The following is a 23,309-nucleotide window of genomic DNA, read 5'->3' as shown; positions in this document are numbered from 1 at the left end:
AAAGAATAATTTACTGTGTAAAATAATTCTTTGGCTAACTCTCTATTATTCAGCGTAGCCAAAAAATGAGGAAATATCCGAGACACCCTCGAATTTTTCTTTTTATATTTATACAACTAAGTTATGGAAGTGTGTTTTTCGCCTATATCGCACATCATCAATTTCCATCCGGCGAAAAAGCGATATAGTCAAAAGTAATCAGCCAATGAACGTCAGCGGATTTATTGCCAAATAAATGATGTGGATGAGTCTCTCTCTCACGCCAATACGGTAATCTCAAGCATGCTGTTATGTTCGGCAAGCCAGGTATAATCCGTTTAACGTGTGCATGATTAAGAGTGATCCGCCATGATCAGCCAGATCGATCTGATTCTTTCTTTACTGCAACAGATGTGCGTGTATTTGGTTATCGCCTATCTGTTGAGTAAAACCCCGCTATTCATCCCTTTGATGCAGGTCACGATCCGTTTGCCCCACAAACTGGTGTGCTATCTGGTGTTCTCCGTATTCTGCATCATGGGAACCTATTTCGGTCTGCACATTGATGATTCCATTGCCAATACCCGCGCCACCGGCGCGGTGTTGGGCGGTATGCTGGGCGGCCCTTCGGTCGGCTTTCTGGTGGGATTGACCGGTGGGCTTCATCGCTATTCCATGGGGGGCATGACCGCCCTGGCCTGTATGCTGTCGACCATTGCCGAAGGATTGATCGGCGGTCTGTTGCATCGCTATCTGGCGCGGCGCAATCGCATCGATCTGCTGTTCCAGCCGTTGGTGGTGGGATTGACCGCGCTGGTGGCGGAGATCCTGCAAATGGTGATTATTCTGCTGGTGGCTCGTCCCTTCGGCAACGCTTTGGAACTGGTGAGGGATATCGCGTTGCCAATGATGATCACCAATACCATCGGCGCCGCCATGTTTATGCGTATCCTGCTCGACAGGCGGGCGATTTTCGAGAAATACACCTCGGCGTTTTCCGCCAAGGCGCTGCAAATCGCCGCCCGCGCGGAAGGTGCTTTACGTCAGGGCTTCAATCAGCAGAACAGCATGCGCGTGGCGCGTATTCTGTACGAGGAACTCGGCGTCGGCGCGGTCGCCATCACCGACCGCGACAAATTGCTGGCGTTTATCGGGCTGGGCGACGATCACCATAAGGTCGACTCGCCGATAACGTCATCTCATACCCGACGCGCCATTGATAACAATCAGGTGGTCTACGCCGATGGCAACGAGGTGTCTTACACCTGTTCAATTTCCTCTCACTGTAAGCTGGGTTCAACGCTGGTGATCCCGCTGCGCGGCGAAGAACAGCGCGTTATCGGCACCATCAAACTGTATGAGCCCAAGAACAAACTGTTTTCCAGCATCAACCGGACGTTAGGAGAAGGTATCGCCCACCTGCTGTCCGCGCAGATTCTTGCCGGACGCTTCGAGCAGCAAAAACAGTTGTTGGCGCAGTCGGAAATCAAGCTGCTGCACGCGCAAGTCAATCCGCATTTCCTGTTCAACGCGCTGAACACATTATCGGCGGTGATCCGTCGTAATCCCAACCACGCCCGTCAGTTGGTGTTGTCCCTGTCGACTTTTTTCCGCAAAAACCTCAAACGCAGCAACGATGAGGTATCGCTTAACGACGAAATGGAACACGTTAATGCCTATCTGGAAATCGAGAAAGCGCGCTTCGCCGATCATCTGACGGTGGAAATTTCCCTGCCTGACGACTTGCTGGAAGCCCGATTACCCGCCTTTTCCCTGCAACCCATTGTCGAAAACGCCATCAAGCACGGCATTTCCCAGATGATCGACAGCGGTTATATCCACATCCGCGGACGTATGCGCGCCAATACGCTGGAACTGACGGTTGAAGATAATGCAGGCATGTATCAGCCACCGGCAGGCGGCGACGGGCTGGGCATGAATCTGGTGGATCGACGCATCAAGGCCCGCTACGGCAATCGTTACGGCATTACGGTGGTCTGCGAATCCGAAAAATTTACCCGTGTTGAGGTGCGTGTACCGCTGATTTCACCGCGTAAAGCGCTGGAGAATATTGGAAAGGCGGCTTAATCGCCGAGCGTTGGAAGGAAAGAAGAAGAAGAACATTGGCGCAACCCCAGCAGGTTGCGCCACCAAACAAACCGGCGTTACAGCAGAATGCGCAGCATGCGACGCAACGGTTCAGCCGCTCCCCACAGCAACTGATCGCCGACCGTAAAAGCGGACAGGTACTCCGGCCCCATGTTCAGTTTACGCAGACGGCCAACCGGCGTTGACAGCGTACCAGTGACGGCGGCGGGCGTCAGTTCACGCATGGTGATCTCACGATCGTTCGGCACCACCTTCACCCAATCATTATGGGTTGCCAGCAGTTGCTCGATTTCCGGCAGCGCCACATCTTTTTTCAGTTTTATAGTAAACGCCTGACTATGGCAGCGCAGCGCCCCTACGCGGACACACAATCCATCAACCGGGATCAGCTGGCTGGCGCCCAGGATTTTGTTGGTTTCCGCCTGACCTTTCCATTCTTCGCGGCTCTGGCCGTTATCCAGTTGTTTATCGATCCACGGGATCAGGCTACCCGCCAACGGCACGCCGAAATTATCGGTCGGCAAGGTGCCGCTGCGTGTCAGCGCCGTGACTTTGCGTTCGATATCCAGAATAGCCGATGCCGGATCTTGCAGTTCTTTGGCGACTTCGCCATTCAGCATCCCCATCTGCACCAGCAGTTCACGCATATGCCGTGCGCCGCCGCCGGAAGCGGCCTGATAGGTAGCGACCGATACCCAGTCAACCAGATCGTTGGCAAACAGACCGCCCAGCGACATCAACATCAGGCTAACGGTGCAGTTACCGCCGACAAATGTTTTAATGCCTTTATCCAGACCTTGCTTAATCACCGCGTGGTTAACCGGATCCAGAATGATAATGGCGTCATCGTTCATGCGCAGAGAAGACGCGGCATCAATCCAGTAACCCTGCCAGCCGCTTTCACGCAGCTTCGGATAGACTTCATTGGTATAATCACCCCCCTGACAGGTGATGATGATATCCAGCGCGCGCAACGCCTCCAGATTATAGGCGTCCTGCAATACGCCTTGCTGACTACCCAATGCCGGTGCAGGTTCGCCGTGCTGCGAAGTGGAAAAGAATACCGGGCGGATGGCATCAAAGTCGCGTTCTTCCAGCATGCGTTGCATGAGAACTGAACCGACCATACCGCGCCAGCCAATAAAACCAACATTTTTCATGGTAACTGTCCTGCCTTGGGGCAATAAAAAGAATTCTGGCTATTTTAATGTCGTAAATACATTAAGAATGATGTATTTCCACCATACAAAATGTACATAAAGTCGCAAGTGAATTTATTCGATGGCGCTACGTTTTTTAGCAGTGATTCTAATATCGCCATGCTGTAATTTTTAGGAAACAGGATTTCAGGAGTTAAAAAAACACCATGACAGAAATGATCTCGGCAACGGTTCTGTTGCTGCTAATAATGGACCCTCTGGGCAATCTGCCTGTCTTCATGTCGGTGCTCAAGCATTTGGACCCGAAACGCCGACGCGTGGTGCTGATCCGCGAGATGTTGATCGCGCTGGGGCTGATGCTGATTTTTCTTTTTGCCGGCGAGCGCATACTGGCGTTTCTCAACCTGCGTACCGAAACAGTATCCATTTCGGGCGGTATCGTGTTATTCCTGATCGCCATTCGCATGATATTTCCCTCGAAGGAGGGAACCAGCAGCGGTTTACCCGCTGGTGAGGAGCCTTTTCTGGTGCCGATGGCGATCCCGCTGGTGGCTGGCCCGTCGATCCTCGCGGCGCTGATGCTGCTGTCGCACCAATACCCGGATCAATTATCGCATCTGACCCTCGCGCTTTTCATCGCCTGGAGCATCTCTTTTATTATTCTGTTGATGTCAGATCTGTTTTTGCGTCTGCTGGGAGAGAAAGGCGTCAGCGCGCTGGAAAAACTGATGGGACTGATTCTGGTCATGCTTTCGACCCAGATGTTCCTTGATGGCGTGCGCGCCTATATGGAACTGTGATCCCGGCGCGTTTCAGCGCGGGTTAAATGGGTGGGCAGGAACAGCCCACCATAAAAACGGCCCCCTGATGCGCTTGCAACACTCACGAGTCGGATCAACCGATTATACCGGCGGCAAATCAAACAGCAGGATTTCGCTGTCCTGACTGGCGTGAACCGAGAGCGTTTCTTCATCCCAAATCGCCAGCGCATCGCTGGTTTTCGCCTGATGACCGTTAATCTCCACGCTGCCGCGCACCACCTGAATCCAGATACGGCGTTGCGCCTGGGCCTGATAAACCGATTGTTCCTGCGGTTTCAATGCCCAACGCCATAATGTCATGTCCTGAAAAACGTTCAGCGAGCCCTCACGGGCGTCCGGCGACAACACCAATTGCCGCCCTTGCGGAACATCGAAGCGCTTCTGGTCATAACGCGGCGTCAGCCCGGCCTTTTCAGGGATAATCCAAATCTGATACAAATGCAGCAGTTCATCACGGCTGGCATTATATTCGGAATGGCGGATGCCTGTCCCCGCGCTCATGATTTGAAACTCGCCGGCCTGAATCTGCTCTTTGTTGCCCATGCTGTCCTGGTGTTCAACCGTTCCGCTCAACACATAGGTCAGGATTTCCATGTCTTTGTGCGGATGTGTGCCAAAACCTTGTCCGCCTTCGATCCGATCTTCATTGATGACACGCAACGCTGAAAAACCCATGAATTGACGATCATAATAATCGGCAAAGGAAAAGGTATGCCAGCTGTCCAGCCAACCGTGGTTGGCGTGTCCGCGATCTTGCGCTTTACGTAAATAAATCATGTCAGTCACTCCCGCGTTTTGATAAATCAAAGTCTAACGGGTGATAGGGAATAAGATAGCGTAAAAAACTTAACGCTCTGTTCAAAAAATCAGAACAGATGTGGCAACACGCGATGGAAGACGCTCAGAGTAAGGCAAGAAACGGACAAAAAAAAGCCAGCACCCAAGCTGGCTAAATAAAATACTGGAAGCAATGTGAGCAATGTCGTGCCTTCACAGCAAAACCGCGGTTATCACGTGAACATCATTTATAGAGACATCATGTATGCAAACATCGTCTATATAAACCATCAATACACGCTATATCGCCGGTTTCCCCGGAACGCATGGCAATAATAATCATTATCATTCGTATTTGTAAAGTGTTTTTTAATACGCTGTCCGCTACGCAGTCTCCATCAACGCCCGCGCAAGTAGCGTGACAGGATGCTCACAGGGTTTACTGGTAGACATTTCGATTTGCCATTTACAGGTTTCGCAATCGGTCACCACCACATCCGCTCCGCTTTCCTCTATCTGGCGGAACAGTGACGCGCCGATGCCCTGCGCCGTCGTGTAGTTTTCCTTCTTGAAGCCATAGGTGCCGGCAATACCACAGCACTGAGAATCCAGCACCGTCAGTTCAATACCGGGGATGCGCTGCAACAGCGCGAGCGTATAAGCCGTCCATCCCATGCGCTCCAGATGGCATGGTGTATGATAGGCCACACGCAGCGGCAGCGCACGCAGCGGCAAGGTGCGTCCCTCCTCTTCCAATAAGCGATAGAGACGACGAGTAACCAGTTCGATACCTTCACGCACATTGCCGTTATCGACACCCAACAGATGCGGATATTCATCCCGTAATGTAAAGGTGCAACTGGATGAGGTCGCCACCACCGGCAACGCTTTGCCGTTGATCGCCTCGTCCAGCGCGTTGATGTTGATCCGCGCCTGTTTACGCGCCTGATCGTGATAACCATTGGCAATCAGCGGCACCCCGCAGCATTTCTCTTTGCTCAGCAGTTGCACGCCGATTTCCAGCGCATTAAACACCCGAATCAGGTCTTTCCCCAATTGGGGATGGTTGTAGTTCACGTAGCAGCCGTGAAAATAGGCGATTTGTTCGCAATAGCGCCGTTGCTGTTCTGCCTGCTGGCGATACCAGCGCCGAAACGTCCCGAAAGCATATTTTGGCAACTGACGACGATGGTCGATTTTCAGTGCGTTATCCAGCAACTGGCGCACTGGCTTGAGGCTGGTCGCGGTATTGACCAATGGCGCAAAGGGCGTCGCCAGCGTTCCCATAAAATCGGTATGACTCAGGATTGCGTCACGCAATGTCGGTTTGTGTTCACTGTAGCTGGCTTTCGCACGCTGAATGATGTCGCCGATTTTCACATCCGAAGGACAAGCCACTTCACAGCGCTTACAGTTGGTGCAATATTTTAATGCTTCATCGTACAAAGCGGGATCTTTACGCCGTAACCGCTCACCATCCGGGCCAGCCTGCTTCGGCCCCGGATACGCTGGGTTAACCCGCGATACTGGGCAATAGGTGGTACATACCGTACACTTGATGCAATTCTCAAAACTGTTGTCGGTCAGCAGACTCATGGGTTGCTCTCCTTCAGTATCTGGTCGGCGACATACAACGCGCTTAACATGGAGACGCCCGCGCCACATCCCTGAGCGATAGGATCGAACCCTTCCAGTACGGCGCCAATGGCATACAGACCGGCCACGGTTTTACCGCTAACGGCGGGCCGCAGGCACTCATCCGTCATCACGCCGAATTGCATATAGGGCTGAGCGGCAAAGACATCCTGTTGACTCCAGCATTCGCGACGGGCCTCAAAACGCACATCCAGCCCGAATACCGGCTCAGTGATCCGGTCGAATTGCGCGACCAGACCATTGCTGAAGAAACTGCCGCTGGCCAGAACCACCTGGGTCGCGCGTAGCGGGATATCGCCGTGATTGCGGGTATACAACCGCGCCTTATGCGGCCCCAGTTCGGCGCGCGCCACGCTATCGCCCGGCATCACCATGCCACCCAATTGACGAAAACGGCGCGACAACGCCTGATGCAAACGCAACCCTAACAATGATGGCGGCAACGTCGGCAACAGCATCACGGGTTTGCCGATGGCATTGTGCAATTCGCGCAACACCGATGTGCTTTCCAGCCCCAGACACGCCGGCATGATGACCACATCATTGCCGCTGGACAACATGCTCAGTTCATCGCTCAACATCGCCAGATTTTCAGGATCATCCAATACGCGGGCGATATTTACCGACCGAAATTCGCTGGAGTTGAGCCGTAAACCATCCAGCACCGGCAGTTTTAATTCATCACTGCGGGCGGCGATCCCCTGCTGCTGCAATGTGCCCGCCACAATACGGGATTGAAAATCGAGAAACCCCTCAATACCGGCAATCAACGGCTTTTCCCAGCGCAGCGCGTCCGACCAACCGCGCGTCACGCTGTCGGCGGGACTGAGCCAGCAGGGGCGAAACTTGCCCAGCGGCGTCATGCGTTGATGGTTTTGCCGATAATCGCCCTGCACCGCGACAGCAGAACGGTTGAGCAACGTCTGCGCCTCTGGCAGCAATGCCGTAATTCGTTCGACGCCGATACGCGCATAGGGATGTTGCGGCGCCAGGCTGACCAACTCGGCCAATGCCGACAGAGGCTGACTGACCGCCCGGCCATCCGGCAGGCAAGCGAGCAAATCCAACGCGCCGGAAGAGAAATGCAACGCGCTTTGTCCGGCGCTGACGATCGCGCAACGTTTTCCCGCTTCAGACAATCGGATGCCGCAGGTTAGCCCGGCCAGTCCGCCGCCAATGATGACTACGTCATAGCGCATGGTATTCCTCCTGAGCGTCATCCGCCGTCAAACCACATAGTCCCTGATAGACCCAGTTGGTAAACTCGCTTTCGCGCAGCGTGTTGCCCCAGGCAACCGGGCGAATGCCCTTCCAGCGTTCATTCAGAAACTGGCTGAGTTGACTGATGGATTGCTCCGGCGTCGATTGCCCCAGACGGCACAACACCCCCGCGGCCCGGCACGCGCACAGTTCTCCCTGACAGGTTCCCATGCCGACGCGCGTTCGCCGACGTAAATCAATCAGGTTATTCACCTGTAACGATTCCACCGCGTAGCGCACTTCGCCCGCGGTAACTGCTTCACATTCGCAAACCAGACTGCCATCCAGACGTTCGCCTGAGCGCAAACGTCCGGCGCGATCGCCGTGACGGTAAATCGCCGATCCGCGCAGCGGCGCGGACCACGTTTTTTCATCCGGGCGTTTGGATGCGGATTGCGCGCTCTGGTTGCGTCCGGCGACAGGTTCGGAACCCGGCAGCGCTCGCTGGGCCGTCGAACAGGCAACGTTATGGCTCAGCTTTTCGCAAATTTTGTCCGTGGTCCATTCGGCCATCAGCCGATAGGTCATCAGCTTACCGCCGGTGATGGTGATAAAGCCTTCCAGCCCATCGCGGCTGGCATGATCAAGCAGCACAATGCCGCGGCTCACACTGCGCCCAGTCGGATCGCTATCATTCGCCACCAATGGACGTACCCCGGCATAAGCGCGCAAGATCCGCGTGGTCGCCAGCGTCGGCGCCAACATACTGCCTTCACGAATCAGGGTATCGACTTCCGCGGGCGTCACCACCATGTTGTCGATTTGGTCGTAATCGATGTGGGTCGAGGTGGTGCCAATCAGAGAAATGGTATCGCCCGGCACCAGAATGTCGGCATCCGCCGGTTTGCGGCAGCGATTAATAACCATGTTGTTAATCCGGTGGCCCAGAATCAGCAAGGCGCCTTTGGCCGGAAACATACGCACCCGCAGATCGGCATATTCGGCGATATGCTGTCCCCAGATCCCAGCCGCATTAACGACGATGTTCGCGTATATTTTTGTTTCAATGGATCGTTTATGGTCGAAAACACGCACGCCAGTAATGCGATCGCCCTGACGGATCAACCCCATCACCTCGTGATACGTCAATACGCTCGCACCGTGCTCACAAGCGTCGATCATGTTGGCCGCCGTCAGCCGGAAAGGATCGACCGTGCCGTCAGGTACTCGAACCGCGCCGATCAACGCAGGGTTGGCCGCCGGTTCCAGCCGCAAGGCTTCCTGCGGATCAATCGCTTGCGCATTGATCCCCGCCTGCCGACAGGCGGTAATAAACTGGCTCTGCCAGCCAAGATCATCTTCCGGCAGCGTCAGAAACAAGCCGTCCGTGGGTTCAATGCAGTGCCGAGCGATACGCCGCAAAATGGTGTTTTCTTCAATACACTCGCGTGCGGATTCACCATCCGTCACGGCATAACGCGCGCCGCTGTGCAACAGACCATGATTACGTCCGGTCGCCCCGGTCGCGATATCATGGCGCTCCAGCAACAGACAGCGTAATCCGCGTAATGCGCAATCTCGCGCAATACCGGCGCCTGTCGCGCCACCGCCAATGATAACGACATCGCTTTCCTGGTATGCTTCACTTTTCTGCATCATGTTTATGCCCCAGACGCTCATCACATGTTGCTATTGGGACACAAAATAGCGGCGCAATGTTTGATAAAGAGCAATAACGAACAAAAAACGAAAACCAATGGCTAACCAAAGGTTATAGATGTGACTTGAATCACTAAAAATCAACTTTTTATCCCGTCAATATTGTTAACATCATCTCCAAAAAGATCACATTGTCATAAAAGCGTAACATTTGAGTGATGAATCACAGATAATAGCCCGCGTCCCCGTTACAATTACGCTCGCAATAGAACAATAAATTGTCGTTTTCTTTCGCATTGGAGATATCTATGCTGAGTATTTTTAAGCCTGCCGCTCATCGGCCGCGAATGGCAAAAGATCATATTGATCCTGTCTATCGCCGCCTGCGCTGGCAGATTTTCATGGGGATATTTTTTGGCTACGCCGCCTACTATCTGGTGCGTAAAAACTTCACGCTGGCAATGCCTTATCTGATCGAACAGGGCTTTTCCCGTGGCGACCTGGGTTTCGCGTTATCCGGTATTTCAATTGCCTATGGTTTTTCCAAATTCATCATGGGCTCGGTATCCGATCGCTCCAATCCGCGTGTGTTCTTATCTGCCGGCTTGATCCTGTCGGCTGCCGTCATGCTGTTCATGGGCTTTGTCCCCTGGGCGACATCGAGCATTGCGGTGATGTTCGTGCTGCTGTTCCTATGCGGCTGGTTTCAGGGAATGGGATGGCCGCCATGCGGACGCACCATGGTTCACTGGTGGTCGCAGAAAGAGCGCGGCGGCATCGTGTCAATCTGGAATTGCGCGCACAACGTCGGCGGCGGATTGCCGCCACTGTTGTTCCTGCTGGGAATGGCCTGGTTTAACGATTGGAAAGCCGCGTTATATATGCCGGCGTTTGCCGCCATTCTGGTGGCGTTGATCGCGTTTGCGCTGATGCGCGACACCCCGCAATCCTGCGGTCTGCCGCCCATTGAAGAATATAAAAACGACTACCCAGTCGATTACAATGAAAAAGCGGAAGAAGAGCTCACCGCCAGGCAAATTTTCATGCAATACGTTTTCCCCAACAAACTGTTGTGGTACATCGCAATTGCCAACGTCTTCGTGTATCTGCTGCGTTACGGCATCCTTGACTGGTCGCCAACCTACCTCAAAGAAGTGAAACACTTTGCTCTGGATAAATCGTCCTGGACATATTTCCTGTATGAATATGCCGGCATCCCCGGCACGCTGCTATGCGGCTGGATGTCCGATAAGGTCTTCAGGGGCAACCGTGGCGCGACCGGCGTGTTCTTTATGATACTGGTGACCATCGCCACCATCGTCTACTGGATGAACCCGGCGGGGAATCCAGCGGTGGACATGGCCTGCATGATCATCATCGGCTTCCTGATTTACGGCCCGGTTATGCTGATTGGCCTGCATGCCCTGGAACTGGCGCCGAAAAAAGCGGCGGGCACCGCGGCGGGATTCACCGGTCTGTTCGGCTACCTCGGCGGTTCGGTGGCAGCCAGCGCCATCGTCGGTTATACCGTCGATTTCTTCGGCTGGGACGGCGGCTTCATGGTGATGATCGGCGGCAGCATACTGGCGGTGATATTGCTGGTGGTGGTGATGTTCAGCGAGAAAAAACACAAAGAGGAATTAGCGAATCGCGCATAATTTTATCTTGTCAGTATTCTTCTGGCGGCGTGTCGTGGACGCCGCCTTTTCTTTCATTATCCGCCTTCATCTCCCCCGTCCGTCATTATCTCAGGAACAGATCACGCAGATACTTCGGCACAGCGCTTTCGGCGTTGGAGCCGATCACTTCGCGGTCCGGCAACAGATTTTTCAGACGCTGATGCGCATTCTCCATGACACAGCCTTTCCCCACCATCGACAACATTTCATAATCATTCATGCCATCGCCGAAGGCGATACACTCTTTCAACGAAAAGCCGATGATTTTCACCACCTGCTCCAACGCATGTCCTTTAGATACGCCGCCCGCCATCACTTCCAGGCAGGTGAGCGCCGAAAAGCTCACATTGACGCGATCGCCCCAGCGCGCATTGATCGCTTCTTCCAGCGGTAACAATTGCTCGTGCGAATCACAGGTAAAGAACACCTTACTGATACCATCCGTTTCCAGCAGACCTGGTTCGAACAATTTGTATTTGAAAACCGACTCGCGGAAAAAACGCTCTTCTTCGGGCCGGATACGGTTCATGAACCAGTCATCGTTGCGGTAGACATGCGTCAGGATATCCGGGCTAGCGTGCATCATGTGATACAGATCATGGGCGATATCCTGATCCAGATTGTGACTGAAAATCAGTTCTCCCTGTGTGTTATGTACCCGCGCCCCGTTAGAGGTGATCATAAACGCGCTGATACCCAGACCATCACGAATTTGCGCCACATCCATATGATGCCGCCCAGTGGCGAACACAAAATGAATTCCTTTTTCGGTCAGCAGCTTGAGCGTTTCTTTGGCATACGGCGATAAGGTATGGTCGGGCGACAGCAGCGTGCCATCTAAATCGGAAGCAACGACATGGTACATAACGATGAGATTTAACCTCTGTGGTGTAAGCGGCGCACGCCGCAAAATTTAATGATAATCGGCAAAATGAGCTAGAATCAGCGCAAATGCCTGAGCACGCAGGTTATCTTTTTCGAACAGGATCTCATGACGCGCGCCCTCGATAACCTGAGGCGCACCGCCCGCGCAAGGGTGACCGGCCTGTGCCAACGCCTGACAAAAGGCATCCTGGCTACGATTGTCCACTACTCGATCTTCCTGCGCCTGCAACAGCAAGATCGGCGTGGTGATATCCGCCGCCCGCGCCAATAACTGTTTACCCGCAATCATCGCTTCACGCACCCAATGATAAGTCGGCCCGCCGACGCGCAACTCCGGGTAATCCGCATAAAACCTGACACTGCGTTGATAGCGTTCACGACTGTGGGTCAACATATTGACCATATAGGGCAAAGGCCGCCACTGTCCGGTGCCAACCGCATAATAGTCACGCATTGCAGGACGTCGCTCCGACCAGTCGAGCACGCGCCACGCCAGCCAATGAGGGATGGGCAAATGGATGCCGCACATCGGCGCGCACAGCGCTGCGGCATCGAATGCTTCCGGCTGACGCGCCAGAAAATGGCCCAGGATCGCGCCGCCCATTGAGTGAGCCAGCGCAAATCGGCGCGTATAGGCTCGCGGCTCGATTTGCTGTTGCCACAGTCGGGCAATGTCATCCACATAATCACTAAAGCGTAATACATGCCCACGATGACTATCATCCAACAGCCGACCGGATCGCCCTTGTCCACGGTGATCCATCATCAACACGTCATAGCCATGATGAAACAGATCGTAAGCCACTTCGCTATATTTTACATAGCTTTCAATGCGGCCAGGAAAAACCGTCACCACATGCTGATGTTGCGGCGCAGAGAAACGAACAAAGCGGATCGGCACATTATCGACGCCGAGGAACTCCCCTTCCTCACGCTGAAGCCAAAAGTTCAGCAACTCTCCGGTAGCAAAGGCAGAAAACTGTGCTTCTCGCGTTAACAGGTTATTGTAATACGGAATCATCACACGTCTCCGGCGCAGACAATAAAGCTAACTGAAAGGCTTTTTGAAATATCAATAACAGCGTATTGTTGCATAAAAAATTTCCAGGAGAAATTTTTAACGTTGCGCAGCAACGGCCTGAAAGGTGGCAGGCAGGACGCGGCCAGCGAAAACAATCAACAGGAAGCATTCGCAATGACCATTGACTGGTGGCTAACCTATTTACTGACAACATTCATTCTCAGCCTCTCTCCGGGTTCCGGCGCCATCAACACCATGAGTACGGGCATCAGCCACGGCTATCGCGGTACGGTCGCGTCAATCTGCGGCTTGCAGGTCGGGCTGTCGATACATATTGTGCTGGTGGGGATTGGGCTGGGCGCACTGCTGGCCAACTCCGTGTTGGCGTTCGATATTCTTAAATGGTTGGGAGCAGCCTATCTCATCTGGCTGGGTATCCAGCAATGGCGCGCCGCCGGCGCGCTGGATCTACATGCGATCGCCAGCGCCATACCGCGTCGCCGGCTGTTTAAACGGGCCGTGCTGGTGAATCTGACCAATCCCAAAAGCATTGTGTTTCTGGCCGCGCTGTTTCCGCAGTTCATCATGCCGCATGAACCGCAAGCCGCGCAGTATCTGGTGTTAGGCATTACAACCGTTGTCGTCGACGTGCTGGTGATGATTGGTTATGCCACGCTAGCCACACGCATTGCAGGCTGGCTGAAAGGCCCGCGTCAAATGCAAACGCTCAACCGGATATTCGGTTCGCTGTTTGTGCTGATCGGCGCGCTGCTGGCTACCGCCAGAAAAACCTGACGCGTTTATTAACGGATTTGATGCCAGCCGGGGTTACCGTCATTACTCGTCGCCGTTATCAACGTGATCGCGGATCATATTCATAAACGGCGCGCCAAAACGCTCAAGTTTGCGATGACCGACGCCATTAATATTCAGCAGTTCACCGGCAGTAATCGGCATCAGTTCGGCCATTTCCAGCAACGTGGCGTCACTGAACACCACATAAGGCGGAATATTGTCTTCATCGGCGATGGATTTACGCAGCTTGCGCAATTTGGCGAATAGCTTGCGATCGTAATTACCGCCGTAGGATTTCTGACTGGCGCGCGGTTTGAGGTTGATCACCCGCGGCACGGCCAACTGCAAAGGCACTTCGCCACGCAGTACCGGACGGGCCGATTCGGTCAACTGTAATGCGGAATGCAAGGCGATATTCTGACTCAGCAAGCCGAGGTGAATCAGTTGGCGCAACACGCTGACCCAATGCTCCTGCGACTTTTCCCGTCCGATGCCGTAAACCGGCAATTTGTCATGACCGAACTCACGGATACGTTGGTTATTCGCCCCGCGCAGCACTTCGACGGTATACCCCATCCCAAAGCGCTGTCCGATTCGATAAACGCAGGAGAGCGCTTTTTGCGCATCGATCAGGGCATCATAGCGCTTCGGCGGATCGAGGCAGATATCGCAGTTACCGCACGCCTGCTGCCGGCCTTCGCCGAAATAGTTCAGCAACACCAGACGGCGGCAGGTTTGCGCTTCGGCAAACGCGCCCATGGCGTTCAACTTATGGCGCTCAATGTCCAGTTGCTGCCCGGCTGGTTTTTCTTCCAGACAACGCCGCAACCAGGCCATATCCGCCGGATCGTAAAACAGCGCCGCTTCCGCCGCCAGCCCGTCGCGCCCGGCGCGCCCGGTTTCCTGATAGTAGGATTCAATATTGCGCGGAATATCAAAATGCACAACGAAGCGCACATTCGGCTTATTGATGCCCATGCCAAACGCCACCGTCGCCACCACCACCTGAAGATCGTCACGCTGGAAGGCTTCCTGCACCTGAGCCCGCCGTTGATTATCCAGTCCGGCATGATAGGCCGCCACACTCAGCCCGCGGCTTTGCAGACGCGCGCTGATATCTTCCACCTTGGCCCGGCTGTTGCAATAAATAATGCCGCTTTTGCCGCGCTGCCCTTGAACGAACAGCCAAAGCTGATCGAGCGGTTTGAATTTCTCCACCAGCGTGTAGCGAATATTGGGGCGGTCGAAACTACTGATCTGAATAAGCGGCGACTGGAGATCAAGCAGCCGGATAATGTCGCGCCGCGTGGTTTCATCCGCCGTCGCGGTCAGCGCAATAACCGGCAGGTGGGGAAAGCGCTGTTTAACCTGCCCCAACGCCCGGTATTCAGGGCGAAAATCATGGCCCCACTGGGAGATGCAGTGCGCTTCATCAACGGCGATCAAGGCTGGCTGCCAGTGAATCAGGTGATCGAGAAAACTGTCTGTCGCCAGACGCTCCGGCGCGATATACAGCAACTTGATTTGTCCGCTGCGGCAACCCGCCATCACCTCAAGCTGCTGCTCACGCGTTTGGGTCGAATTCAGGCAAGCCGCGCTGACGCCATAAGCCTGTAGCTGATCGACCTGATCTTTCATCAGCGAAATAAGGGGAGAAACGACCAGGGTCAGGCCATCCATCACCAACGCGGGGATCTGATAACAGAGCGATTTTCCCCCGCCCGTCGGCATCACGACCAGACAATCCCGCCCACCGATAGTCGCGTTGATGATCGCTTGCTGACCGGGCCGGAATTGTTGGTAGCCAAACGTCTCCCGTAACACCTGAACCGCAAGCGTTTCCTTATTCAATACTTCCGCCGTAGACACGCGTTCCCCAATCCGATGAAATCCAACAGGCGCTATTTTCAGCGCCGTCCGGTAAAACTGCAATGTTTTAAATAGCTGTGCGTCAGGTTATCGCCATACTTGCGCGTCCGTCCGAAAAATTTTCCCTGTTTCTTCAGATGGCGCAAACAACTATGCGAGCAAAAGGCGATGCTATGCGAGCAAAAGACGATGCGAGCAAACCGCCAACCCCAGCGTCTAAAACATGTCGTTTAGCGTGACCCCGATACCGAAGCGCGTCTGACGATGATTGTAATCAATCAGCGATTCGCCATAGCCGCTGAACACTTTGGTATAAAAGCGCACGTGTTGCGTCAATGGATAACTCCAGCCCAGTTCGCCGCCGCCATAACCGCTATTCCAGTTGTAGCGCCCTTCCGCGCTGAATACGCTATCGCCCCAGACATAGCCCACACGCAGACGATAGTGTCCCATGTATTTGGTGATGTCCGGGTTATCATCCTCGCTGTCTGATAAACGGACCCAGGGTTTCAGATCCAGTTGCCAGTTGCCGTTTTGCGCCATAAGACGCGCATAGGCGCGGTTCCAGCTACGTGAAGTAGGCTCAGAACGTCCGTTGGACTGATGATTGAAACCGACTTCAATATCCCGCAGCGTCCAGCCGGCAACGGTGTAGTCTGTCGCCCAACCAACAAAAATCTGCGGTTCATAGTCGGTTTCACGAAACGGCGAGGACTGGCCCCGGTTGGAAAGCTGCCACCATGAGCGCTGGGTGTACGAACCGCCCAACAATGAGTTATCCCCAAAAATCCCGCGCCAGAACGGAAACCCCAGACTAAGCTGGAAATTCACCTCATCCTTGCGCGCGTCATCAGCCCAGTTATCGCTTTGTATCGCGGCTTTATTGATATTGCTGGTATAGGTATACAGCAGATAGTTGCTTTCATAAGGATAGAGAACAAACGGGCTGTCATGATCCTGCAACAAGCTGGCGATAATGCTGCCGCGCACGGCGGGTTGCCCCTTCCCCGGCTCTGTTTTTGTTTCTTCCGCATGAGCGGATGTCGCCAGCAGCGCGACCAACATACCAACAATTTTACGCATTCACTTCTCCCCCAGAGCATTCAAGATCGCTGTCCCGCCGGACAACCAATACCAACACAAACCCGACATTCTACACAGTTCGGCGGTATTTGAACCCGTGTTCGATGCTTTCTCAGTCTTTTCTGCAAAGAAAAGAATGTCCTCTTGCCCGATCGACAGCAAAACACGTCATCGGTTAACCGCTGGGATGAAAACACCCGCTATTTCGAGTAGACTAGAGCCACTCTCACCCGCCTTCTTTATCGAGTCATCCATGAATTCGCAGCAAACCCGCCAGGGGATCTTTTTCGCCCTGGGCGCCTATTTCATTTGGGGAATCGCACCGGTTTACTTTAAGTTGCTCGTGCATGTTCCGCCAGATGAAATCCTGACACACCGCATTATCTGGTCGTTTTTCTTTATGTTGATCCTGCTGACCGTCAGCCGGAAATGGCGCCAGGTGCGTTATGTTTGCCGCAATGTCAAACACCTGCTGTTGCTGGCCCTGACCGCCGTGCTCGTCGGCGGTAACTGGTTACTGTATATCTGGGCGGTCAATAACAATCATCTGCTGGAAGCCAGTCTGGGCTACTTTATCAACCCGCTGGTTAACGTATTGCTGGGAGTGCTGTTTCTGGGTGAGCGCCTGCGCCGTCTGCAATGGATGGCGGTGCTGCTGGCGGTGGTCGGTGTGCTCGTCCAGTTGTGGACTTTCGGTTCACTGCCCATCGTTGCGTTAACGCTGGCCTTCAGTTTTGCGTTATACGGCCTGTTGCGTAAAAAGATCGGGATTGACGGGCAAACCGGCATGTTGATCGAAACCCTGTGGCTGTTGCCGCTGGCGGTTATCTACCTGTTTTTTATCGCCGATAGCCCAAGCAGTCATATGATCGACAACCCGTGGTCGCTGAACCTGCTGCTGATCGCCGCGGGCATGGTCACCACCGTCCCGTTGCTGCTTTTCACCGCCGCCGCGATGCGCCTGCCCCTCTCGACATTAGGCTTTTTCCAATACCTTGGGCCAACCATGATGTTCCTGCTGGCCGTCATGTTGTACGGTGAGCCGATGGGGAGCGACAAACTGATCACGTTTGCCTTTATCTGGAGTGCGCTGGCGCTGTTTATTCTGGATGCGCTGCATACGCAACGTAAGCGACGTCAGGTTCAGGTTACGCCGCATCAGGTACAACACGACGCGAAATAAAGCGCGAGAGTAATGGGCTAAAGAGCAGCGTCGAGAACAGTCGCAACGTCTGCATCGCAATGACAAACGCCATATCGACCCTACTGCCTGCCGCAATAATGGCGATCGAATCCAGCCCGCCGGGGCTGGTCGCCAGATAAGCCGTCAGCAAATCAACCGGCAATATCCGCGTGATCAGCAGCGCCATGCCGCCGCACAGCAACATCAACCCGACGATGGACGCCATCATGTGCGGCAAGGTACGCAAGGCCAGGAAAAATATCGGGCGGGTAAAACACAAACCGACGCTCCAGCCAATGAAAGCATAAGCCAGCGCCAGCAACCATTCCGGCGTCTGTAAATGCATCACCCCGCTGGCGTGCAGAAATGAACCAATAATCATCGGCCCCAACAGCGCGCCGGAAGGAATACGCAGACGCCTTGCCAACCATGCGCCGCCAAACGCGACGCACAATGTCGCGGGGAAACGCCAGTCAAGCGAAGGGAACCATACCAGCATGGCATTGTTTTCGGCAGCGGCGTCTCCCAGGCTGAGGCGCGCGACAAACGCGGCGCTGGCCGTCACCATCAACACGCGCAGATACTGCATAAAAGCCACCAGCCGCACATCCGCGCCAAACTCCCCCGACATGGCGACCATGGCGGAAGCGCCGCCGGGAGACGCGCCCCAGGTGCCGGTCGTTCCCGGTAATTCGCTGAACTTCACCAACAGCCAACCGGAAAGCCCACTGGCGGCAAGCGTAGCCAGCAAAATAAACAGCACCAGCGGCCATTCACTGAGTAACGGACTAAGGATGGAAAATGAGAGACTTTGCGCCACCAGGCAACCCAGCACCGCGTTGCTGCCAGCAAAACATACTGGTGGAATACGGATGGTTGCGCCATTCAACCCCATCACCACGCCAACCAACATGGGGCCGAGCAACAACGCGGCCGGGACATGGCAAACCTGCAACCCGAACCCCAGAATGAGTGAAACCGACAGCAGGACGCCCCATTGCATTAAGGGTGAAACCCTTTTCATGCGCACAACCTGTTTCAACCATAAATCATTATCCGCCATTTTAAACTGATTAGTCAGAGAATGAATATGGCAATTGATGGTGAGATAACGTGCGATGATAACCAATCGGTCTTAAAGTCGGCGCGGGTCGATGTATCGGATGAACATAACGTAATAGCAGCAGTTAGAAAGGATAAAGCGCTCCACAAAAGCGGGAGCGCGACAACTTTCAGATAGCGTTTACAGCCAGTTTTTGCGTTTGAAATAGAGATACGGCGCCAGACCTGCCAGGATCATCAACACAATGGCGCCCGGATAGCCGAATGACCATTTCAGTTCAGGCATAAACTCGAAGTTCATCCCATAACTGGATGCCACCAGCGTCGGCGGCAGAAACACTACCGAAACCACCGAGAAGATTTTAATGATGCGGCTTTGTTCAATGTTAATGAAGCCCATTGCCGCCTGCATCAGGAAGTTAACCTTCTGAAACAACGATTCATTATGGGGCAACAGGGATTCGATATCGCGCAGGATTTCGCGCGCCTGCTCAAGTTGACCGGATGGCAAACGCGCCTTGCGAACCAGAAAGTTCAACGCACGCTGCGTATCCATCAGGCACAGACGAACTTTCCAGCCCACATCTTCCAGTTCCGCCAGCGTGGAAAGCGCGTCATCGTACTCCTCGCCCTGACGACCTTCCATAATGACGCGGCTCAATGATTCCAGATCGCTATAGATGTTCTCGATTTCATCCGCCAACTGCTCAATTTTGGTTTCGAATAAATCCAGCAGCAGTTCATACGCATTGCCATCGACCAGCGTTTGATTGCGCGCCCGCATCCGATACAAACGAAAGGCGGGCAGTTCGCGTTCGCGCAGCGTATATAAGCGACCATCACGGATGGTGAACGCCACAGTCGCGTTGCCGGCATGATCTTCCGCGTCTTCAAAGAAGAAGAAGGAGTGAATGTGCAACCCGTCCTCGTCTTCGAAGAAACGCGCCGACGCTTCAATATCTTCCAGTTCTGGCCGGGTAGCCAGACTTTGCCCCAGTTCGTTTTGTACTTTATCTCGCTCATCATCGTCAGGCTCGATCAGATCGACCCACACGGATGAAGTGAGATCATCGGAGTCATCCAGTTCCAGACGAGATAAACGGCAGTGATCCAGTTTAAATGCGCTTAGCATAGGCCATAGCTCCCATTTCAGTAACAGAGATGGACAACGCGATTGAAGCACAGAAACAGAGGTGAAAACGTCACCGGCAGGTTTCAGTCCGTTCGACGGATCTGACTCGTCGCGACATGAATAGTATCGCTGACAACCACGAAGGCTATCAGCAGGAGATAGCCTTAGAAGTTGTACCTAATGAGCAGGTTTATGAGCCAGCATCGACTGGGTGTGTCCAAGGCGTAGGTCCTCCGGGAATGATGATGCGCGCATGTTACGCCGAGATGAAAAAGGCTGTCAACTTTAAAACCGCCGTTAAAACCCGCTGTCGCCGATTGAATAAATTTTCTGGTTTTATCCCTCAGATATGGGTGATGCACAACGCTATGATTTAATCAAATATGATTATCTCAATCACGATACTCTTCATCTAACCGACGAGCAGTTGATAGTAGTAAAGTCTGAGGTATTCAACGAAATGTTCATGATTTCATAAGCTAAAAACAGGATTTACGCCAGATGTTAAAAACAAAAAAATTTTTACCCTCTTTTTTATTCTATGGTTACTCAATTATGTGTGTTTTTTTAATCTATGCATTCTCCACAATAGAATATGAGTGGATGATCGATGATAGGGAGATCAAAAGTCTTTGCGAAGTTCCTAAAGGCGATGGCGATGGATTTTTCTTCTTCATTATTTTTCCTTTATTTATTCCATTTTTTTTCGTAAAAAAGAATAAAATCAGAATAATAACTTTATTTATTATAGCATTATATTATATATGGCGATTTTTAATACGATTTCATACTTGTCAATTAACCTTTTATTTCGAAGAATAAAGAAATATAAACGCCACTCTCAGGCTATTTAATAAAGAAAGCTGTTCGAAAATTCTCCGCAATTATGAAAAGAGATGAAATACGCCGCATGCGGGAAAACCGATTAAGGACATCTTTCATTTTCAGGCTCGTCTGACAGTAATGTAGATATTATTTCCCATAAGCTTTCCCTCGTTTTTTTTACAGTAGTCACGACTTTGGAAGATACCAATTTAATATATCACACCGCTTCAAGCCTGGCGTAAGCCGCAACCAGCCATTTAATTCCCTGTCCCTGAAACGCCACCTGAATCCGGCTGTGGTCGCCGCTGCCTTCCAGATTGACGATGGTGCCTTCGCCAAATTTGGTGTGACGAACCCGTTGTCCCAGCGTATAGCCACTGTCATTCTGGCTGACGGGCGTACCCAGCCGCTGATGATTAACCGGACGCGATACGCTGGCCCGCAGACGGACTTCCTCAACGCATTCCGCCGGCAATTCACCCACAAAACGCGAAGGACGATGATAAGCTTCCTTGCCGTACAAACGCCGGGATTCCGCATAGGTCAACGTCAGTTTTTGCATGGCGCGCGTCACGCCCACATAGGCCAGACGGCGCTCCTCTTCCAGCCGACCGCCTTCATCCAGCGACATCTGGCTGGGGAACATGCCCTCTTCCATCCCGACGATGAAAACCTGCGGAAATTCCAGTCCTTTCGCCGAGTGCAGCGTCATCAGTTGCACCGCATCCTGATTGGCGTCCGCCTGTCCTTCCCCCGCTTCCAACGCCGCGTGCGATAAGAAAGCCTGTAACGGCATCAGATCCTGATCTTCATCCTGATAACTGAACTGCCGTGTGGCAGTGACCAGTTCTTCGAGGTTTTCTATGCGCGCCTGGCCTTTCTCCCCTTTCTCCTGCTCGTACATGCTCCACAGACCGGAATCTTTAATCACCCGGTCAGTCTGTACATGCAACGGCAGTTCAGCGGTTTCATAGGCCAGCGCATCAATCAGTTCCACAAAGCGCTGTAGCGATGCGCTGGCGCGTCCCGCCAACGCCTTGTCCTGCAATAACGCGCGCGTTGACTGCCACAGCGTCAACTGCCTGTCGCGCGCGGTTTGGCGCACCACATCCAGCGTTCTGTCGCCGACGCCGCGCGTCGGAGTATTCACCACCCGCTCGAATGCCGCATCGTCATTCCGGTTGGCGATCAAGCGCAGATAGGCCAACGCATCTTTAATTTCCTGACGTTCAAAGAACCGCATGCCGCCGTAGATGCGATATGGCATGCTTTGTTGCAACAGCGCTTCTTCCAGCACACGCGACTGGGCGTTGCTGCGGTATAAAATGGCGTTGTCGTTCAACGATCCGCCATTTTCCTGCCAGACTTTGATGCGGTTGACGACGAACCGGGCTTCGTCCAGTTCATTAAACGCGCAATAGAGTGAAATCGGCTCGCCTTCCACGCCGTCCGTCCACAAATTTTTCCCCAGACGTCCGCCGTTGTGCGCAATCAGCGCATTGGCCGCTTTCAGGATATTGCTGGTCGAACGGTAATTTTGCTCCAGCCGAATCGTCTCGGCGCCGGCAAAGTCTTTCAGGAACAACTGGATATTTTCGACCTGCGCGCCGCGCCAGCCATAGATAGACTGATCGTCATCGCCCACGATCATCACTTTGGCGCTGTCGCCCGCCAGCATACGGATCCACGCATACTGGATACGGTTGGTGTCCTGAAACTCATCCACCAGAATATTGGTGAAGCGTTCGCGATAGTGGTTCAGCACATGCGGCTTGTTCAACCACAATTCATGCGCACGCAGCAGCAACTCGGCAAAATCCACCAGTCCGGCGCGATCACAGGCTTCCTGATAAGCCTGATACACCCGCTGCCAGGTTTGTTCGATAGGGTTGCCATAGCTTTCAATATGTTGAGGACGCAGCCCTTCGTCTTTTTTGCCGTTGATGTACCACATGGCCTGACGCGGCGGCCACTGTTTCTCATCCAGATTCAGCGCACGTATCAGACGCTTGAGCAACCGGAGTTGATCATCGCTATCCAGGATCTGAAAATCCTGCGGCAGCCCGGCATCCGTATGATGCGCGCGCAGCAAACGATGGGCCAGGCCATGAAAAGTGCCGATCCACATTCCACCCTGGCTGGTGCCGATCAGGTGATCGATGCGATGACGCATTTCCGCCGCGGCTTTGTTGGTGAAAGTCACCGCCATAATGGAATAAGGCGAACAGTTTTCAACGGCCAGCAACCAGGCGATACGGTGCACCAATACCCTGGTTTTGCCGCTGCCCGCCCCGGCCAGCACCAATACATTGCCGCGTGGCGCGGCTACCGCATCACGTTGTTTGTCGTTGAGGCCATCGAGCAGTTCAGAAACGTCCATAGATACCGGTTATCCGTTGGCGGGAAGGGGTGTC

The 23,309-nt window shown here is 53.5% G+C and carries 19 protein-coding genes; 7 read left to right on the top strand and 12 right to left on the bottom strand.

Annotated elements, in window-relative coordinates:
- Nucleotides 1–348: 348 nt before the first annotated feature.
- Nucleotides 349–2,067 (top strand): sensor histidine kinase, encoded by a 1,719-nt coding sequence (locus tag NC856_RS09885; RefSeq protein ID WP_264090266.1) that lies wholly within the window; start codon nucleotides 349–351, stop codon nucleotides 2,065–2,067.
- A gap of 77 nt (nucleotides 2,068–2,144) precedes the next feature.
- On the opposite strand, the gene asd is transcribed toward NC856_RS09885, so the two are convergent.
- Complete coding sequence (asd, locus tag NC856_RS09880) at nucleotides 2,145–3,248, bottom strand: aspartate-semialdehyde dehydrogenase (RefSeq protein ID WP_264090265.1); 1,104 nt, start codon at nucleotides 3,246–3,248, stop codon at nucleotides 2,145–2,147.
- Between the two features lie 206 nt (nucleotides 3,249–3,454).
- Between asd and NC856_RS09875 the strand changes: the two genes are divergently transcribed.
- On the top strand, nucleotides 3,455–4,048 hold the full coding sequence (locus NC856_RS09875) for a YhgN family NAAT transporter (RefSeq protein WP_264090264.1): 594 nt from the start codon (nucleotides 3,455–3,457) through the stop codon (nucleotides 4,046–4,048).
- Nucleotides 4,049–4,150: 102 nt separating this feature from the next.
- Here the strand turns inward: NC856_RS09875 and NC856_RS09870 are convergent, their stop codons facing one another.
- The 4 genes from NC856_RS09870 to glpA form a co-directional block, all read right to left on the bottom strand.
- Nucleotides 4,151–4,846 carry a pirin family protein gene (locus NC856_RS09870; protein WP_264090263.1) on the bottom strand — a complete coding sequence of 232 codons (696 nt, stop codon included), beginning with the start codon at nucleotides 4,844–4,846 and terminating at the stop codon, nucleotides 4,151–4,153.
- A gap of 384 nt (nucleotides 4,847–5,230) precedes the next feature.
- Entirely contained in the window at nucleotides 5,231–6,442 is a 1,212-nt protein-coding gene (glpC, locus tag NC856_RS09865) for an anaerobic glycerol-3-phosphate dehydrogenase subunit GlpC (protein WP_264090262.1), read from the bottom strand.
- Nucleotides 6,439–7,701 carry a glycerol-3-phosphate dehydrogenase subunit GlpB gene (gene glpB / locus NC856_RS09860; RefSeq protein WP_264090261.1) on the bottom strand — a complete coding sequence of 421 codons (1,263 nt, stop codon included), beginning with the start codon at nucleotides 7,699–7,701 and terminating at the stop codon, nucleotides 6,439–6,441. Before glpB ends, glpC begins: the two co-directional genes overlap by 4 nt.
- A complete protein-coding gene (gene glpA, locus NC856_RS09855) occupies nucleotides 7,691–9,358 on the bottom strand; it encodes an anaerobic glycerol-3-phosphate dehydrogenase subunit A (RefSeq protein WP_264090370.1) in 1,668 nt (555 codons plus the stop codon). The genes glpB and glpA overlap by 11 nt, the downstream gene beginning before the upstream one ends.
- A 311-nt stretch (nucleotides 9,359–9,669) precedes the next feature.
- On the opposite strand from glpA, the gene glpT reads away from it, so the two are divergent.
- The gene (gene glpT, locus NC856_RS09850; protein ID WP_264090260.1) at nucleotides 9,670–11,019 is read left to right on the top strand and encodes a glycerol-3-phosphate transporter; all 1,350 of its coding nucleotides are present in this window, start codon (nucleotides 9,670–9,672) and stop codon (nucleotides 11,017–11,019) included.
- A gap of 85 nt (nucleotides 11,020–11,104) precedes the next feature.
- Here the strand turns inward: glpT and yigL are convergent, their stop codons facing one another.
- Both yigL and pldB read right to left on the bottom strand, forming a co-directional pair.
- Nucleotides 11,105–11,905 (bottom strand): sugar/pyridoxal phosphate phosphatase YigL, encoded by an 801-nt coding sequence (gene yigL / locus NC856_RS09845; RefSeq protein ID WP_264090259.1) that lies wholly within the window; start codon nucleotides 11,903–11,905, stop codon nucleotides 11,105–11,107.
- A gap of 48 nt (nucleotides 11,906–11,953) precedes the next feature.
- The gene (gene pldB, locus NC856_RS09840; protein WP_264090258.1) at nucleotides 11,954–12,946 is read right to left on the bottom strand and encodes a lysophospholipase L2; all 993 of its coding nucleotides are present in this window, start codon (nucleotides 12,944–12,946) and stop codon (nucleotides 11,954–11,956) included.
- A 174-nt stretch (nucleotides 12,947–13,120) separates the two neighbouring features.
- Between pldB and rhtB the strand changes: the two genes are divergently transcribed.
- On the top strand, nucleotides 13,121–13,741 hold the full coding sequence (rhtB, locus tag NC856_RS09835) for a homoserine/homoserine lactone efflux protein (RefSeq protein ID WP_264090369.1): 621 nt from the start codon (nucleotides 13,121–13,123) through the stop codon (nucleotides 13,739–13,741).
- Between the two features lie 42 nt (nucleotides 13,742–13,783).
- Here the strand turns inward: rhtB and recQ are convergent, their stop codons facing one another.
- Nucleotides 13,784–15,610 carry an ATP-dependent DNA helicase RecQ gene (gene recQ / locus NC856_RS09830; RefSeq protein ID WP_264090257.1) on the bottom strand — a complete coding sequence of 609 codons (1,827 nt, stop codon included), beginning with the start codon at nucleotides 15,608–15,610 and terminating at the stop codon, nucleotides 13,784–13,786.
- A 216-nt stretch (nucleotides 15,611–15,826) separates the two neighbouring features.
- On the bottom strand, nucleotides 15,827–16,693 hold the full coding sequence (pldA, locus tag NC856_RS09825; protein ID WP_264090256.1) for a phospholipase A: 867 nt from the start codon (nucleotides 16,691–16,693) through the stop codon (nucleotides 15,827–15,829).
- Nucleotides 16,694–16,946: 253 nt separating this feature from the next.
- On the opposite strand from pldA, the gene rarD reads away from it, so the two are divergent.
- Nucleotides 16,947–17,876, top strand: a complete 930-nt coding sequence (gene rarD, locus NC856_RS09820) for an EamA family transporter RarD (protein ID WP_264090255.1) — start codon at nucleotides 16,947–16,949, stop codon at nucleotides 17,874–17,876.
- Here rarD and NC856_RS09815 read toward each other — a convergent pair.
- Both NC856_RS09815 and corA read right to left on the bottom strand, forming a co-directional pair.
- Nucleotides 17,842–18,900, bottom strand: coding sequence for an AbrB family transcriptional regulator (locus NC856_RS09815; protein ID WP_264090254.1), 1,059 nt, complete (start codon nucleotides 18,898–18,900; stop codon nucleotides 17,842–17,844). The genes rarD and NC856_RS09815 overlap by 35 nt on opposite strands.
- 219 nt (nucleotides 18,901–19,119) lie before the next feature.
- On the bottom strand, nucleotides 19,120–20,070 hold the full coding sequence (gene corA / locus NC856_RS09810) for a magnesium/cobalt transporter CorA (protein WP_113866002.1): 951 nt from the start codon (nucleotides 20,068–20,070) through the stop codon (nucleotides 19,120–19,122).
- A 116-nt stretch (nucleotides 20,071–20,186) separates the two neighbouring features.
- On the opposite strand from corA, the gene NC856_RS09805 reads away from it, so the two are divergent.
- Both NC856_RS09805 and NC856_RS09800 read left to right on the top strand, forming a co-directional pair.
- On the top strand, nucleotides 20,187–20,447 hold the full coding sequence (locus tag NC856_RS09805; RefSeq protein ID WP_264090253.1) for a hypothetical protein: 261 nt from the start codon (nucleotides 20,187–20,189) through the stop codon (nucleotides 20,445–20,447).
- Between the two features lie 124 nt (nucleotides 20,448–20,571).
- Entirely contained in the window at nucleotides 20,572–20,892 is a 321-nt protein-coding gene (locus NC856_RS09800) for a YjeO family protein (RefSeq protein WP_264090252.1), read from the top strand.
- A 220-nt stretch (nucleotides 20,893–21,112) separates the two neighbouring features.
- Here the strand turns inward: NC856_RS09800 and uvrD are convergent, their stop codons facing one another.
- The gene (uvrD, locus tag NC856_RS09795) at nucleotides 21,113–23,275 is read right to left on the bottom strand and encodes a DNA helicase II (RefSeq protein WP_264090251.1); all 2,163 of its coding nucleotides are present in this window, start codon (nucleotides 23,273–23,275) and stop codon (nucleotides 21,113–21,115) included.
- Between the last annotated feature and the right edge of the window lie 34 nt (nucleotides 23,276–23,309).

The organism is Brenneria izbisi, from assembly GCF_025840185.1.
Taxonomy (GTDB): Bacteria; Pseudomonadota; Gammaproteobacteria; order Enterobacterales; family Enterobacteriaceae; genus Brenneria; species Brenneria izbisi.
Note: the sequence above shows the minus strand (reverse complement) of the source record. Positions and strands in the feature narration are given on the sequence as shown.